This is a genomic window from Streptomyces sp. CB03238 (assembly GCF_002099185.1).
GTDB lineage: Bacteria > Actinomycetota > Actinomycetes > Streptomycetales > Streptomycetaceae > Streptomyces.
In genome coordinates, this window is record NZ_NBCN01000002.1 from 137,603 (window position 1) to 151,349 (window position 13,747).

General features: G+C 71.6%; 10 protein-coding genes. 4 read left to right on the forward strand and 6 right to left on the reverse strand.

Annotation, left to right across the window (positions count from 1 at the left end; all coding sequences use genetic code 11):
- Window positions 1–420: 420 nt before the first annotated feature.
- Both BKD26_RS03425 and BKD26_RS03430 read right to left on the reverse strand, forming a co-directional pair.
- Window positions 421–648, reverse strand: coding sequence for a hypothetical protein (locus tag BKD26_RS03425; protein ID WP_073754059.1), 228 nt, complete (start codon window positions 646–648; stop codon window positions 421–423).
- Window positions 645–1,586: an SPFH domain-containing protein gene (locus BKD26_RS03430; protein WP_084895594.1), complete on the reverse strand. Its 942-nt coding sequence runs from the start codon at window positions 1,584–1,586 to the stop codon at window positions 645–647. The genes BKD26_RS03425 and BKD26_RS03430 overlap by 4 nt, the downstream gene beginning before the upstream one ends.
- A 234-nt stretch (window positions 1,587–1,820) precedes the next feature.
- On the opposite strand from BKD26_RS03430, the gene BKD26_RS03435 reads away from it, so the two are divergent.
- On the forward strand, window positions 1,821–4,112 hold the full coding sequence (locus BKD26_RS03435) for a transglycosylase domain-containing protein (protein WP_084895596.1): 2,292 nt from the start codon (window positions 1,821–1,823) through the stop codon (window positions 4,110–4,112).
- 78 nt (window positions 4,113–4,190) lie between these two features.
- Here the strand turns inward: BKD26_RS03435 and BKD26_RS03440 are convergent, their stop codons facing one another.
- The 3 genes from BKD26_RS03440 to BKD26_RS03450 form a co-directional block, all read right to left on the reverse strand.
- Entirely contained in the window at window positions 4,191–6,500 is a 2,310-nt protein-coding gene (locus tag BKD26_RS03440) for a SpoIIE family protein phosphatase (RefSeq protein WP_107417741.1), read from the reverse strand.
- A 234-nt stretch (window positions 6,501–6,734) separates the two neighbouring features.
- A complete protein-coding gene (locus tag BKD26_RS03445; protein ID WP_084895600.1) occupies window positions 6,735–7,424 on the reverse strand; it encodes a DUF402 domain-containing protein in 690 nt (229 codons plus the stop codon).
- Window positions 7,425–7,506: 82 nt separating this feature from the next.
- Window positions 7,507–8,895: a class II fumarate hydratase gene (locus tag BKD26_RS03450; protein ID WP_084895602.1), complete on the reverse strand. Its 1,389-nt coding sequence runs from the start codon at window positions 8,893–8,895 to the stop codon at window positions 7,507–7,509.
- Window positions 8,896–9,000: 105 nt separating this feature from the next.
- Between BKD26_RS03450 and BKD26_RS03455 the strand changes: the two genes are divergently transcribed.
- On the forward strand, window positions 9,001–10,530 hold the full coding sequence (locus tag BKD26_RS03455) for a ricin-type beta-trefoil lectin domain protein (protein WP_084895604.1): 1,530 nt from the start codon (window positions 9,001–9,003) through the stop codon (window positions 10,528–10,530).
- Window positions 10,531–10,595: 65 nt separating this feature from the next.
- On the opposite strand, the gene BKD26_RS03460 is transcribed toward BKD26_RS03455, so the two are convergent.
- Window positions 10,596–12,251 (reverse strand): fumarate hydratase, encoded by a 1,656-nt coding sequence (locus BKD26_RS03460; protein WP_084895606.1) that lies wholly within the window; start codon window positions 12,249–12,251, stop codon window positions 10,596–10,598.
- A gap of 168 nt (window positions 12,252–12,419) precedes the next feature.
- On the opposite strand from BKD26_RS03460, the gene BKD26_RS03465 reads away from it, so the two are divergent.
- Window positions 12,420–13,094, forward strand: coding sequence for a DUF1707 domain-containing protein (locus tag BKD26_RS03465; protein ID WP_084896202.1), 675 nt, complete (start codon window positions 12,420–12,422; stop codon window positions 13,092–13,094).
- A 135-nt stretch (window positions 13,095–13,229) separates the two neighbouring features.
- Complete coding sequence (locus BKD26_RS03470; RefSeq protein ID WP_084895608.1) at window positions 13,230–13,607, forward strand: WhiB family transcriptional regulator; 378 nt, start codon at window positions 13,230–13,232, stop codon at window positions 13,605–13,607.
- The last annotated feature ends 140 nt before the right edge of the window (window positions 13,608–13,747 follow it).

Consider the following 13,747-nt stretch of genomic DNA (forward strand, 5'->3'; position numbering starts at 1 on the left):
CTTCGCGCCGCGAGGCCACGCCGCCGGTAGGGCAACGGTTCGGGCTGACGACCCGCCCCCCCCGGGCGCGGCAGCTTCGCCGGCCGTGTGGGCACCGCACCCGGACGGGGCGCTGCGCGAGGCCGGGCGTGAGGCGCCCGGGTGCCTTGGCCCGGCCCGAAGGGGGGACGCGCAGTGGGGCGTGTTCTGGGCGTAAAACGACTGAGCTTGCGAAGGAGAGCCCAGGACACGACCCACGGAGCGGACCCCAACGGTGCGCATGCGCGCACGGGCCGCCCGAAGGGGCGCACCCCACCGGGGTGGTGACCGGCCCGGGGGCGTCCACGGCACGTCCCCGCGCACGGGCGACCCCAAGGGGCGCACCCCGCCGGAACGGTGATCGGCCCGTGCGCGGGCCGCCCCAGAGCGGCGCGGCGGGTCCTAGTCCGGGGGCGGAGGGGTTTTCGGGGGGCGGCCGCGGCGGGGGAGGGGGCCTGGGGCGGGCGGCAGGCGGCCCGCGTCCGAGAGGGCCTTGCGCAGCAGGAACTCGATCTGGGAGTTCGCGCTGCGCAGCTCGTCCGCCGCCCAGCGCGCCAGCGCCTCGTACACCGCGGGGTCCAGGCGCAGCAGCACCTGCTTGCGCTGGCGGCGGTCCGGCGGCGGCGTCACTGGTACAGCGTGCCCGTGTTCAGCACCGGCTGCGCCGCGCGGTCGCCGCACAGCACCACCATCAGGTTGGAGACCATGGCAGCCTTCCGTTCCGGGTCGAGCTCCACGATGTCACGCTCCTCCAGCCGGTCCAGCGCCGCCTCGACCATGCCGACCGCGCCGTCCACGATCTGCCGCCGCGCCGCCACCACCGCGCCGGCCTGCTGGCGCTGCAGCATCGCGGAGGCGATCTCCGGCGCGTACGCGAGGTGCGTGAACCGCGACTCGATGATGCGGACGCCCGCCGCCTCCACGCGCGCGTGGAGCTCGGCGGCCAGCTTCTCGGTGATCTCCTCGGCGTTGCCGCGCAGCGACAGCCCGTCCTCGTCGTGTGCGTCGTACGGGTACTCGATCGCGATGTGCCGCACGGCCGCCTCCGTCTGCGTGGAGACGAACTCGAGGAAGTCGTCCACCTCGAACATGGCCTGCGCGGTGTCCTCGACCTTCCACACGACCACCGCGGCGAGCTCGATCGGGTTGCCGTACGCGTCGTTGACCTTCAGGACGGCCGTCTCGTGGTTCCGCACCCGCGTGGAGATCTTCGACCGCGAGGTGAGCGGGTTGACCCAGCGCAGCCCGTCGTCACGGATGGTGCCCCGGTACCGCCCGAAGAGCTGCACCACCCGCGCCTCGCCCGGCGCCACCATGTTCAGCCCGCACATCGCGAGGAACGCCGCGAACGCCACCAGTACGCCGGTCACGATCAGCGCCACCTTCCCGCCCGTCGAGCCGGTGGCCGCGCCCGCCACCACCAGGCAGACGCCGGCCGCGAGTCCGGCGAGGCCGAGGAGGAGGGCCAGTCCGCCGCCGATGCTGTGCGCGGCGAACTCCCGTACCCGTGGCTCGGGCATCTCGGGCAGGTCTTCCGTCAAGGCGTCGCGGTTGGTCGATGTGGTCATGGTCGTCCCCGTTTCGTCTGCCGGTGAGGTCCGTCGCCGGTCCGTCGCCGGTCTAGCAAAGTGATATCACTTTATCGCACATGGCAACCGTCCGCACTCCTGAAGAGTCGGTTCCAGTGAGACGGGTGCTCATTCTCACGTCCGGAAAAGACCGGATCCGTTGAGCTTTGTCGGTACCCGTGGTGTTAGTTTGCTGAGCTGATTCGCATATGAGCAGAGCGGAGCGACGGAGCGATGGGTCGAGCGGAAGCGCGACGGGCGCGGGAACGCGGGGCGCGCGGGGCGAAGACCGAAGGTGCGGGCATACGCCGCTTCTTCACCTGGAAGAAACTGCTGGGCACCTTCTTCGTGTGCTGCCTGCTCGCGATGGGCGCGTTCTACGTCGTCTACCTGCTCGTGCCGGTGCCCTCCGCCAACGCCCAGGCGACGATGCAGAGCAACGTCTACAAGTACAGCAACGGCAAGATCCTCGCCCGTACCGGTGAGATCAACCGCGAGATCGTCGGCCTGGACAAGATCCCGAACGACGTGGAGAAGGCGTTCGTCGCGGCCGAGAACAAGTCCTTCTACCAGGACTCCGGCGTCGACTTCATGGGCACCACCCGTGGACTGCTCAACACCCTCAGCGGCAAGGGCAAGCAGGGCGGCTCGACGATCACCCAGCAGTACGTCAAGAACTACTACCTGGACCAGGACCAGACGGTCACCCGGAAGCTCAAGGAGCTGGTGATCTCCCTCAAGGTCGACCAGCGCATGGACAAGGACGCCATCCTCGCCGGGTACATGAACACCAGCTACTACGGCCGCGGCGCGTACGGCATCCAGGCCGCCGCCCAGGCGTACTACGGCGTCGACGCCGAGAAGCTGACGGTCTCCCAGGGCGCCTACCTCGCCGCCCTCCTCCAGGCACCCAGCCAGTACGACTGGAACGCCGCCAGCCCCACCGGCCGCCGACTGGTGACGGAGCGCTGGAACTACGTACTGAACAACATGGTCGAGGAGGGCTGGCTGAGCCGGTCCAAGCGCGCCAAGCAGACGTTCCCGGTGCCGCAGGCGCCCAAGGCCGCGCCCGGCATGGAGGGCCAGACCGGTTACCTCGTCGCGGCCGCCAAGCAGGAGCTGATCAGCCAGGGCGTCAGCGAGGAGGACATCGACGCCGGCGGCTGGACCATCACCCTCAACATCGACCAGAAGCGGCAGAAGGAACTCGTCAAGGCGGTCGACAAGCAGCTGGAGGACCACCTCGACCGCAAGAACAACAAGGTCGACGCGACGGTCCAGGCCGGCGCCACCTCCGTCGACCCCAAGACCGGCAAGGTCGTCGCGCTGTACGGCGGCGTCGGCGCCACCGAGCACTGGATGTCCAACGCCACCCGCCGCGACTACCAGCCCGCCTCCACCTTCAAGCCCCTGGTCTTCGCCTCCGCCCTGGAGAACGGCGCCGAGACGCAGAACGGCGACGAGATCGGCCTCAACACGATCTACGACGGCACCAGCCGCCGCCCCGTCGAGGGCAGCGACACCCCCTTCGCCCCGCAGAACGAGGACGACCGCAGCTACGGCCCGGTCACCGTGCAGCAGGCGATGAACAAGTCCATCAACTCGGTCTTCGCCCAGATGATCGTGGACGCCGGTCCCGCCAAGGTGAAGAAGACGGCGCTCGCCCTCGGCATGAAGGACGACGAGAGCTTCGTCGAGCAGCCCGCGATGTCGCTGGGCACCATGGGTGCCTCGACGTGGGACATGGCCGGGGTGTACGCCACCCTCGACAACCACGGCAAGAAGGTCACGCCGGCGATCGTGAAGTCCGCCGAGCACAAGGACCGCGTCTTCGAGCGCACGGAGCCCCCGATCGGCGACCGGGTCATCAGCCGGGAGAGCGCCGACACCGTGACCGCCGCCCTCACCGGCGTCGTGAAGAACGGCTCCGGCTTCGAGGCCAACACCTCCGCGTACCAGGCGGCCGGCAAGACGGGCACCTCGGAGAACAACAAGTCGGCCTGGTTCGCGGGCTACACGCCCGAACTGGCCACGGTCGTCGCCCTCTTCGGCGAGGACGCCGACAAGGGCAAGCAGGTCACCCTCACCGGCACCGCCAACTCCGGCCGCGCCAACGGCGGCGGCTTCCCCGCCCGCATCTGGGCCGACTACACGCTGGGCGCCCTCGGCGGCGGCTCGGACGCCCGGTTCGACCTGGACCTCGCCGAGACGGCCCCGCCCGCGCCGACCGAGACGGCGTCGCCCACCGAGGAGCCGACCGAGACCGAGTCGCCCACCGAGGAGCCGACCGAGACCGAGTCGCCCACCGAGGAGCCGACCCCGACGCGTACGCCCTCCACGCCCACCCGTACGCCGACGATCCCGACCCCGACGGAAACCCCGACCGACGACCCGACCGAGGGCGAGACCGGTGGCACCACCGGCGGCGGTGACGGCGGCGACCCGACCGGCGACCCGGGCGACGGCGGATCCGGCGGTTCCGGTGGCTCCGGCGGTTCCGGCGACCTGAAGCCCCCCAAGCCGTGACCTGAGAGAACGACACATGACGGTGGCCGGGCCCCTTCCGCAGGGGCCCGGCCACCGTCATGTCTTCGCCGAGGCGTCTCAGATACGCGTCGGCAGCTCGAACCAGACCACCTTGCCGGTCGACAGCCGCGTCGCACCCCACCGCCGGGCCAGCCGGTTCACCAGGAACAGGCCACGCCCGCCCTCGTCGGTGTCCCGGGCCCGCCGCTGGCGCGGCAGCTGCGGTGAGTCGTCACCGACCTCGCAGCGCAGTACGTCCGTACGCAGCAACCGCAGCGTCACCGGCCGCTCCGCGTACCGCACGGCGTTGGTGACCACCTCGCTGACCAGCAGCTCGACGCTGTCCGACAGCTCCTCCAGGTCCCAGCGCGCCAGTGCCCGCCGGGCCAGCCGCCGCGCCCGGCCCGGAGCCTGCTCCTCCGGCTCCAGGAACCAGTAGGCGACATCGCTCGGCGCGATCCCGTCGAAGCGGGCGGCGAGCAGCGCGATGTCGTCGTCCCGGTCGCCCGGGCCGAGCATGTCCAGCACGTCGTCGCACAGCGCCTCCAGCGGCGGCGAGTGGTCCGGCCCGGTCAACTGGGCGGTCGCGGCGAGCCGCTCACGCAGTTGCTCTATCCCCGTCCACACGTCGCGCAGCCGCGACTCGACGAGCCCGTCGGTGTACAGGAGCAGGGTCGCCCCGGCGGGGGCGTCCAGCTCGACGGCCTCGAAGTCCACGCCGCCCACGCCGATGGGCGCGCCCGGCGGGACGCGCAGCACCTCCGCCCGGCCGCCGAGGTGGAGCAGTATCGGCGGCGGATGGCCCGCGTTGGCGATGGTGATGCGGTGCGCGACCGGGTCGTACACCGCGTACAGGCAGGTCGCCATGCGGTTCTCGCCGAGCCGCTGGGCCTGCTCGTCGAGGTGGTGCAGCACCTCCTGCGGCGGCAGGTCCAGCCCGGCGAGGGTCTGCGCGGTGGTCCGCAGCTGGCCCATGATCGCGGCGGACGTCATGGAGTGGCCCATCACGTCGCCCACGACCAGGGCGACCCGGCTTCCGGGCAGCGGGATCGCGTCGTACCAGTCGCCGCCGACCCGGGCCGTCTCGGCCGCCGGAAGGTAGCGGGAGGCCAGCTTCACGCCGGTCGGCTGCGGCAGGTTCTCGGGCAGCATGGTGCGCTGCAACTCGTCGGCGATGTACGCCTCGCGCCCGTACAGCACCGCCTTGTCGATGCCGAGCGCCGTGTGCGTCGCCAGCTGGGCCGCCACCAGCAGGTCGTTCGGCTCGAACGGCGGCCGGTCGGGGCGGCGCAGGAACACGGCCGCGCCGATGACCCGGCGCCGGCCGCGCAGCGGCGCCAGGATCGCCCGGTGCCCGGACGGTACGGAGCGCCCGTCGCCGAGCAGTTCGGGCAGGGCGGCGCGGGCGGCCGCCGAGTCGCCGAAGACCGGGCGTACGCCACGGAGGACTTCGGCGAGGGCGCCGCCGGTCTGGACCTCGCACAGCTCGGCCGCCGGTCCGAGGTCGAGGTCGGTGTCCGGGTCGGCCGCGGAGAGGCCCAGGTCGGTGTCGTCCTCCGTTAAACGCAGTCTGTCGGTACGGCGGAGGCGGAGGACGAACGGGTCGACGGGCCGGTCGTCGCCGACGGGGAGCGGGTCGCGGAGGTAGACGAGGATCGCGTCGGAGAACGTGGGCACGGTGGCCCGGCACAGGCCGAGCACGATCTCGTCGAGGTCGATGCCCCGGGCGATCCGTCGCGTGGCGGCGCCCACGAACCGCAGCCGGTCGCCCTCGCGCCGCGCGGCCGCCACCGGCTCCTGGCCGCCGCCGCCCGGAGCGGTCCCGCCCTGGACGGGCAGCCCGTCCAGCGGCCCGGCCACCCCGGCGGGGGAGCCACCCGGCCCGGTCCCGGCCCCGGTCCCGGCGCCCGACAAGGCGGCTCCACCGGCCTGCCCGTCAAGGCCGCTCCCGTGCCCGGAACCGCCGGCCCCACGCCCCGACGGCCCGTTCCCGGCCCTGCCTGCCCTGTGGCCGGACGCCCCGGTCCCACCGGTCCCGTTGTCGGACGGTCCGGCGCTGTGACCCGACGCCCCGGTGCCACCGGCCCCGTGGCCCGACGGCCCGTTCGCGGGTGCGCCATGGCCGGCCGGCCCGCCCATGTGCCCCGACGGTCCGGCACCGTGGCCGGACAGCCCCGCGCCGCGGCCCGGCGCCCCGCGTCCCGGGCCGCCCGGTGCGGCCGGTGCGGCGGCTGTCGGGGACGACGGGGCCGGGGCGGCACCCGCGCGGGGCGCGGGCGCGGGCGGCGCGGCGGGGGACGGGGGCGTCTCCTGCCGCGGCCGGGTGCGTTCCTGCGGCCGGGCAGCCAGGGGCTGTCGGCCTTCGTGGGAGGTGGGATGCTCCGTCACGCGTGGGATTCCGTCCGTCCGGGCCGGTAGTGCGATGCGATCGCTCTGTCAGGCGCTATACCCGCTCTGAGGGCGGCGTCGACAAGGGGTGACGGATACGGGCACGGATCAGGCACGGCTCCACCCCCTCATGGATGACTTACGGTCAGTTCCTGGTCTCTACTCAGTCGTTACTGCTCCGCCAACGTGCGGAGGACGATCCTACGTTTGCACCCCAGGGGCACATCAAGGGTCTCATGGAGCCGTGTGCGCCGGGGTGTGATCCCAGTCCGCGGGCAATTCCGGAACCGCCCAGTCCGGGTCCGGCCGCCAGTGCTCCCAGCCGTCCGCGAACGGCGCGCCCCACGCGCGGATCACCTCGACCGCCGCCCGCCCGGCCTCCCGTACCCGACGGGCCTGTGCCGGGCCCATCAGGCCGCTGCGCTGCGCCTGGGCGAACTCGTCCTCGTCGCGCCACAGCCAGCTGCGATCGGGGTACACCGAGATGTCCAGGAAGTGGTCCTCGGAGTCCACGCCGTCCGCCCATCGGGTGCGCGGCTCCTCCAGGTTGACGTACCAGCTGCGGAACCGCCAGCCGCGCTCCCAGAACAGCCACACCGACCACGGCTCGTCCGGCCGGGCCAGCTTCAGCACGCCCGCACCCTCCCACCGGGTGCGCACGGTGGTGCGCGGCGCGGTGTACCGGGTGGCGAGCGGCTCCTCGTGGACGGGGCTGCCGTCGGCGAGCACCGGCTTGACGCACTCGGTGCCCGGCGCCATCCACACGGCGAGCAGATCGTCGGTGTCCTGGACGACGGTCACGGGCCGGCAGATGTGGATGTGACCGCCGCCGTTGTCGCGGTAGCGCCACAGGATCCGGGCGCCCGGCGCCCAGCGCGCGCCGCCGGAGCGCGCTTCTCTCCCTGTCGTCGTCTCGGCTGTCATGCGCAGATCTTAGAGGTGCGCCTTTGGCCGCGCCGCGACGCGGATCACGGGCGGCAGGGCCGACGGCGTACGAAGCACCAGGTCAGGGGCGGGTCATCCGGAGTACGTCGAGGGCCTCGTCCAGCTGTTGGAGCGTCAGGTCGCCTCGCTCCACGTACCCCGATGCGATGACGACCTCGCGGATGGTCTTGCGTTCGGCGAGGGACTTCTTGGCGACCTTCGCCGCCTCCTCGTAGCCGATGTACTTGTTGAGCGGCGTCACGACGGACGGGGACGACTCGGCGTACTCGCGCGCCCGCTCCACGTTCGCGGTGATGCCGTCGACCGTACGGTCCGCGAGCAGGCGCGCGGCGTTCGCGAGCAGCCGGATGGACTCCAGCACGTTCTTGGCGATGACGGGGAGCATGACGTTCAGCTCGAAGTTCCCGGCGGCGCCGGCCGCCGCGACCGTGGCGTCGTTCCCGGTCACCTGGGCGGTGACCATCAGGACGGCCTCGGGGATCACCGGGTTGACCTTGCCGGGCATGATCGACGAGCCGGGCTGGAGGTCGGGGAGGTTGATCTCGGCCAGGCCCGTGCGGGGCCCGGACGCCATCCAGCGCAGGTCGTTGGCGATCTTGGTGAGGGAGACCGCGATCGTACGGAGCTGTCCGGACGTCTCGACGAGCCCGTCGCGCGCGCCCTGCGCCTCGAAGTGGTCGCGGGCCTCGGTCAGCGGCAGTCCGGTGGCGCGGGCGACCTCGGCGATGACGGCGGCGGAGAAGCCGGGCGGGGTGTTGATGCCGGTGCCGACCGCCGTACCGCCGAGCGGCAGTTCGGCGAGGCGCGGCAGTGAGGCGTGCAGCCGTTCGACCCCGTACCGGATCTGTGCGGCGTAGCCGCCGAACTCCTGGCCGAGCGTGACCGGGGTCGCGTCCATCAGGTGCGTACGGCCGGACTTGACGACGTCCGCGAATTCGGCTGATTTCCGCCCCAGGGCGGTGGCCAGGTGTTCGAGGGCCGGGACGAGGTCGTGGGTGACGGCGGCGGTGGCGGCGATGTGGATGGAGGAGGGGAAGACGTCGTTGGACGACTGGGACGCGTTGACGTGGTCGTTGGGATGGACGTCTCGGCCGAGGCGCTCGCCGGCCAGCGTGGCGAGGACCTCGTTGGTGTTCATGTTGGACGACGTGCCGGAGCCGGTCTGGAAGACGTCGACGGGGAAGTGCTCGTCCCAGCGGCCGTCGGCGACCTCGGCGGCGGCCTCCTGAATGGCGCCGGCGATGTCCTTGTCGAGGACGCCGAGCTCCGCGTTGACCTTCGCGGCGGCGGCCTTGATCCGGGCCAGCGCCTCGATGTGGGCGCGCTCCAGGCGCTGTCCGGAGATGGGGAAGTTCTCCACCGCCCGCTGGGTCTGGGCCCGCCATTTGGCGTGGGCGGGGACGCGCACCTCTCCCATGGAGTCGTGCTCGATCCGGTAGTCGTCACTCATCTCGTCAACCTCCTGCAAAAGTTGAGCACTTGTCTTGTTCTGCGTATTCCCAGGCCCCGTACCGGCCAGTAAAAACCGTGGGTAACCCCACTTCCAGGAGGCGCAATGACGCGCACCGGTACCAGAGCCGGGTTCGGACTCCGATGTACGGTCGCGGCCGCAGCCGCGCTCGCCACCGTGCTCGGCGGGACGACCGCCGCCACCGCCGCCGACACCCCGCGTGCCGGCACCGCATCCGTACCACTCCCGCCCGAGCTGGAGGCCATCCGCGCCGCCGAGGCCACCAAGCTGTACGGTTCTCCCGCCGAACGGCCGCTCGCCGAGCGCAAGACCGGCCTGATCTCGCTGGGCGACAGCGAGATCTCGGGCGAGGGCGTCGGCACGTACGAGCCCCCGACCAACGGCCCCGACAACTGGTGCCACCGCTCGCCCGAGGCCGCCATCCACCGCACCGGCATCCCCGCCGACGTCACCTTCAACGTCTCCTGCTCCGGCGCGGCCACGCCGAACATCCGCATCGGGGGCAGCAAGCAGTACGCCGACGAACTCGTCCAGAGCGACAATCTCGCCATCAAGGCCCGCAACACCCGCGTCAAGATGGTGCTGCTGGTGGCCGGCGCCAACGACGACCTGCAGTTCGGCCCTGTGATGACCGACTGCGTCACCCGCTACCTCACCCTCCAGGGCCCGTGCGAGCCCAAGTACGCGCCCGGCTGGCAGGCCCGCGTCGACGCCCTGGTGCCCAAGGTCGAGCAGACCGTCCGCGACCTGCGCACCGTGATGCGCGACGCCGGGTACGCCGACGGCGACTACAAGCTCGTCGTCATGGGCTACCCGAGCCCCATCGGCCCCGACTTCCACGACAACCCCAACTTCCCCGGCAAGCTCGCCTGCGGCGGCCTCGGGTACGACTCCGACACCGTCTGGGGCCGCAACACCGCCGTACCCGCCTTCGAACGCGGCATGCGGCGCGCGGCGGCGAACACCGGGGCCGTGTACCTCGACAACTCCCGGCTCTTCCACGGGCACGAGGTCTGCATGGAGGACACCTGGGCGCGCGGCCTGTACATCGACCTGTCCAAGCCCGGCCTGCCGGACGAGAACTCCGTACGCCAGTCCTTCCACCCCAACTCGGCGGGCCACGCGGCCTTCGCCTCCTGCCTGACCCAGCTGTACAACGCGGGCGCGCGGGAGGCCAGTTGCGCCGACCCCGCGTCGACGGGCAGGCCGGTGCTGCTGCCGGGGGCGTGGGACGACATGTTCAAGCCACTGCGGGGCGAGGCCGCCGGCACCTGCGTGGACGTCACCGGGTCCGTCACCCGCAACGGCACGGCGGTCGGCGGCTGGGACTGCCACAAGGGGCGGAACCAGGACTGGTGGTACGACCCGGCGCGCGGGTCCCTCCACACGGCGCTGACCCACGACCGGTGCCTGGACGTGCCGGGCGCCGCCTACCAGGCGGGCAAGGCCCTGGTCCTGTGGAACTGCTCGGGCGCGGCCAACCAGAAATTCGTCCGCCAGGGCGCGACGCTGCGCCCGGCGGCGGCGACGTCCCTGTGCGTCACCCTCGCGGCGGCCAAGGACCCGCTGCGGCTCCAGACGTGCGACGGGTCGGCGAAGCAGCGGTTCGCGTAGGCCCGGGTACGCGGACGGGCCCGGCCACCATGACGGTGACCGGGCCCGTCCGCACCTTCGGATGTTCAGGAACGCACCGGGATCGACGTGAACGTCGGGGCCGGGGACGGGTTCTGGAAGAAGTCGTTGCCCTTGTCGTCGACGACGACGAACGCCGGGAAGTCCTCGACCTCGATCTTCCAGACCGCCTCCATGCCGAGCTCCTCGTACTCGACGACCTCGACCTTCTTGATGCAGTCCTGCGCGAGGCGGGCCGCCGGGCCGCCGATCGAGCCCAGGTAGAAGCCGCCGTGCGCGTTGCACGCGTCCGTGACCTGCTTCGAGCGGTTGCCCTTGGCCAGCATGACCTTGGAGCCGCCCGCCGCCTGGAACTGCTCCACGTAGGAGTCCATGCGCCCGGCCGTCGTCGGGCCGAAGGAGCCGGAGGCGTACCCCTCGGGCGTCTTCGCCGGACCGGCGTAGTACACCGGGTGGTCCTTCAGGTACTGCGGCATCTCCTCGCCCGCGTCCAGCCGCTCCTTGATCTTGGCGTGCGCGATGTCACGTGCCACGACGAGGGGGCCGGTCAGCGACAGCCGGGTCTTGACCGGGTACTTGGTCAGCTCGGCGAGGATGTCGTCCATCGGCTGGTTGAGGTCGATCTTGACGACGTCGCCCTCGTCCGCCAGGTGCTCGTCCGTCGTATCGGGGAGGAAGCGCGCCGGGTCGGTCTCCAGCTGCTCCAGGAAGACGCCCTCGGCGGTGATCTTCGCGACGGCCTGGCGGTCGGCCGAGCAGGACACGGCGATGGCGACCGGGCAGGACGCGCCGTGCCGGGGGAGGCGGACGACGCGTACGTCGTGGCAGAAGTACTTGCCGCCGAACTGCGCGCCGATGCCGATCTTCTGCGTCAGCTCGAAGACCTTCTCCTCCAGCTCCTTGTCCCGGAAGCCGTGGCCCAGGACCGAGCCCTCCTCCGGCAGCTCGTCGAGGTAGTGCGCGGAGGCGTACTTCGCGGTCTTCAGCGCGTACTCGGCGGACGTGCCGCCGACGACGATCGCGAGGTGGTACGGCGGGCACGCGGCCGTCCCCAGCGAGCGGATCTTCTCCTCCAGGAACGTCATCATGGAGGCCTCGTTGAGGACCGCCTTGGTCTCCTGGTAGAGGAACGACTTGTTGGCCGAGCCGCCGCCCTTCGCCATGAACAGGAACTTGTACGCGCCGCCGTCGGTCGCGTACAGCTCGATCTGGGCGGGGAGGTTGGAGCCGGTGTTCTTCTCCTCCCACATGGTGAGCGGAGCCATCTGCGAGTAGCGCAGGTTGAGGTTCTTGTACGCGTCGTAGATGCCGCGCGACAGGGCCTTCTCGTCCTCACCTTCGGTGAGGACGTTCTGCCCGCGCTTGCCCATGACGATCGCCGTACCGGTGTCCTGGCACATGGGCAGGACGCCGGCGGCCGCGATGTTGGCGTTCTTGAGGAGGTCGAGCGCGACGAACTTGTCGTTGCTCGACGCCTCCGGGTCGTCGATGATCTTGCGCAGCTGCGCGAGGTGCGCGGGGCGGAGGTAGTGCTGGATGTCGTGGATCGCCTCTTCGGCGAGCTTGCGCAGCGCCTCGGGCTCGACCTTGAGGAACGTACGGCCGTCGGCCTCGAAGGTGGAGACACCCTCGGCGGTCACCAGGCGGTAGGGCGTGGTGTCCTCTCCCAGCGGGAGCAGATCGGAGTACGCAAACTCTGGCATTACGGCCATTCCTCACTCGGCAGACAGCAGCGCGGCCTCCATTGGCAGCGCGTCCACAAGCGTAGAGCGCCCGGAGCGGCCCGAGCCTGTGAGGTAAGGCTCAGTTCCCGGGCGCTTCCGGGCGCCCGCCTCTAGTCGCGATGTATCGCGTGTCGCTAGGCTGTGCTCGTGGACCTCGAAAAGCAGCCCCAGAAGCCGGCCGCGCCCGCCGAGCCCGCCATCCGGGCCTCGGACGCCGACCGTGACCGGATCGCGGACATCCTCCGGGACGCCCTGGCCGAGGGCCGGATTGACGCGGAGGAGCACGGGGAGCGCATCGACGCCGTCTACCGCGCCAAGACGGTCGGTGAGCTGGAACCCCTCGTACAGGACCTGCCCGCCGCGCGCGGCCCGCGCCAGGAACCGTCGCCGAGGCAGGCGTACGCGTACGGTCCCGAGGATCCCGCCGGCATGGCCCCGGCCGACAAGCTGATCGCCGTCTTCTCCAGCACCACGCGCAAGGGCCGCTGGCGCGTCGGACGGCGGACCAACGCGTTCTCCCTCTTCGGCAGCGTCGAGATCGACCTCACCGAGGCGATCTTCACGCAGCGCCTGACCACGATCAACGCCGCCTCGGTGTTCGGCAACGTCGAGGTCCGCGTCCCCGAGAACATCACGCTGCGGGGCGGCGGCACCGGAGTGTTCGGCAACTTCGAGGTGGACACCCTGGAGGCGACCGACCCCGAGGCGCCGGTCGTCGTCATCAACGGATACGCGGTCTTCGGCAACGTCGAGGCGCGGCCGAAGCGCGGCAGGTTCATCGCCGACCTCCATGCCAAAGTCCGTAAGCACATGGGGCATTGATGAGCCACGGCCGGTTTCGGCCGACCGGAATCCCACACGCCGGAACGGACTGCCACGCAGTGCATAGGCGCGCGCACAGCGGGTAGGGCTTGCTGCATCGTCTCTCGCTCGCGAAGCCGTCGTCAGGAGTAGACCGTGCTGCAACTGCCGCATCAGCCCCTCCAGGTCGCCGCCGCCGTCCCTTCCCAGCGCCTTCCGGCGAGGGATGACCAGGCCGGTCCGTGGCACACGGAGGCGGTGTGCCGCCGGGACGAAGCAGGCTTGTTCTTCGCCCCGTCCAAGGAGCCCACGGCCGCCCGGCTGGCGCGCGAGGAGGCCGCCAAGCGGGTCTGCGCCCGCTGCCCGGTCATGGTCGAGTGCCGCGAGCACGCGCTGCTCCAGCCCGAACCGTACGGCGTGTGGGGCGGCCTGACGGCGGCCGAGCGGCGCGTCGTACTGGCCCGGCGCAGGCGGCGCGAGGTGGAACTGAAAAAGGCCGCCTCGACGGGCCCCCAGATCGCCGCCGCGGGCTGACCTCCCCGCCCCACCCTCCGGGACGGCACCCGCCACCCGTCACGGCCACGGCCCGTGTACGTGCGTCACCGGCCGCCGGTACGGCGCGCGGCGCCGGCGGGGCGCGATGCCTGTGCCCGTGCCCGGCCGGTGGCCGGATC

What these genes read in the sequence shown, in the direction of transcription:
- BKD26_RS03460 (WP_084895606.1), bottom strand. Translation starts at nt 12,251, where the DNA reads ATGCCAGAGTTTGCGTACTCCGATCTGCTCCCGCTGGGAGAGGACACC.
- BKD26_RS03450 (WP_084895602.1), bottom strand. Translation starts at nt 8,895, where the DNA reads ATGAGTGACGACTACCGGATCGAGCACGACTCCATGGGAGAGGTGCGC.
- BKD26_RS03455 (WP_084895604.1), top strand. Translation starts at nt 9,001, where the DNA reads ATGACGCGCACCGGTACCAGAGCCGGGTTCGGACTCCGATGTACGGTC.
- BKD26_RS03435 (WP_084895596.1), top strand. Translation starts at nt 1,821, where the DNA reads ATGGGTCGAGCGGAAGCGCGACGGGCGCGGGAACGCGGGGCGCGCGGG.
- BKD26_RS03445 (WP_084895600.1), bottom strand. Translation starts at nt 7,424, where the DNA reads ATGACAGCCGAGACGACGACAGGGAGAGAAGCGCGCTCCGGCGGCGCG.
- BKD26_RS03430 (WP_084895594.1), bottom strand. Translation starts at nt 1,586, where the DNA reads ATGACCACATCGACCAACCGCGACGCCTTGACGGAAGACCTGCCCGAG.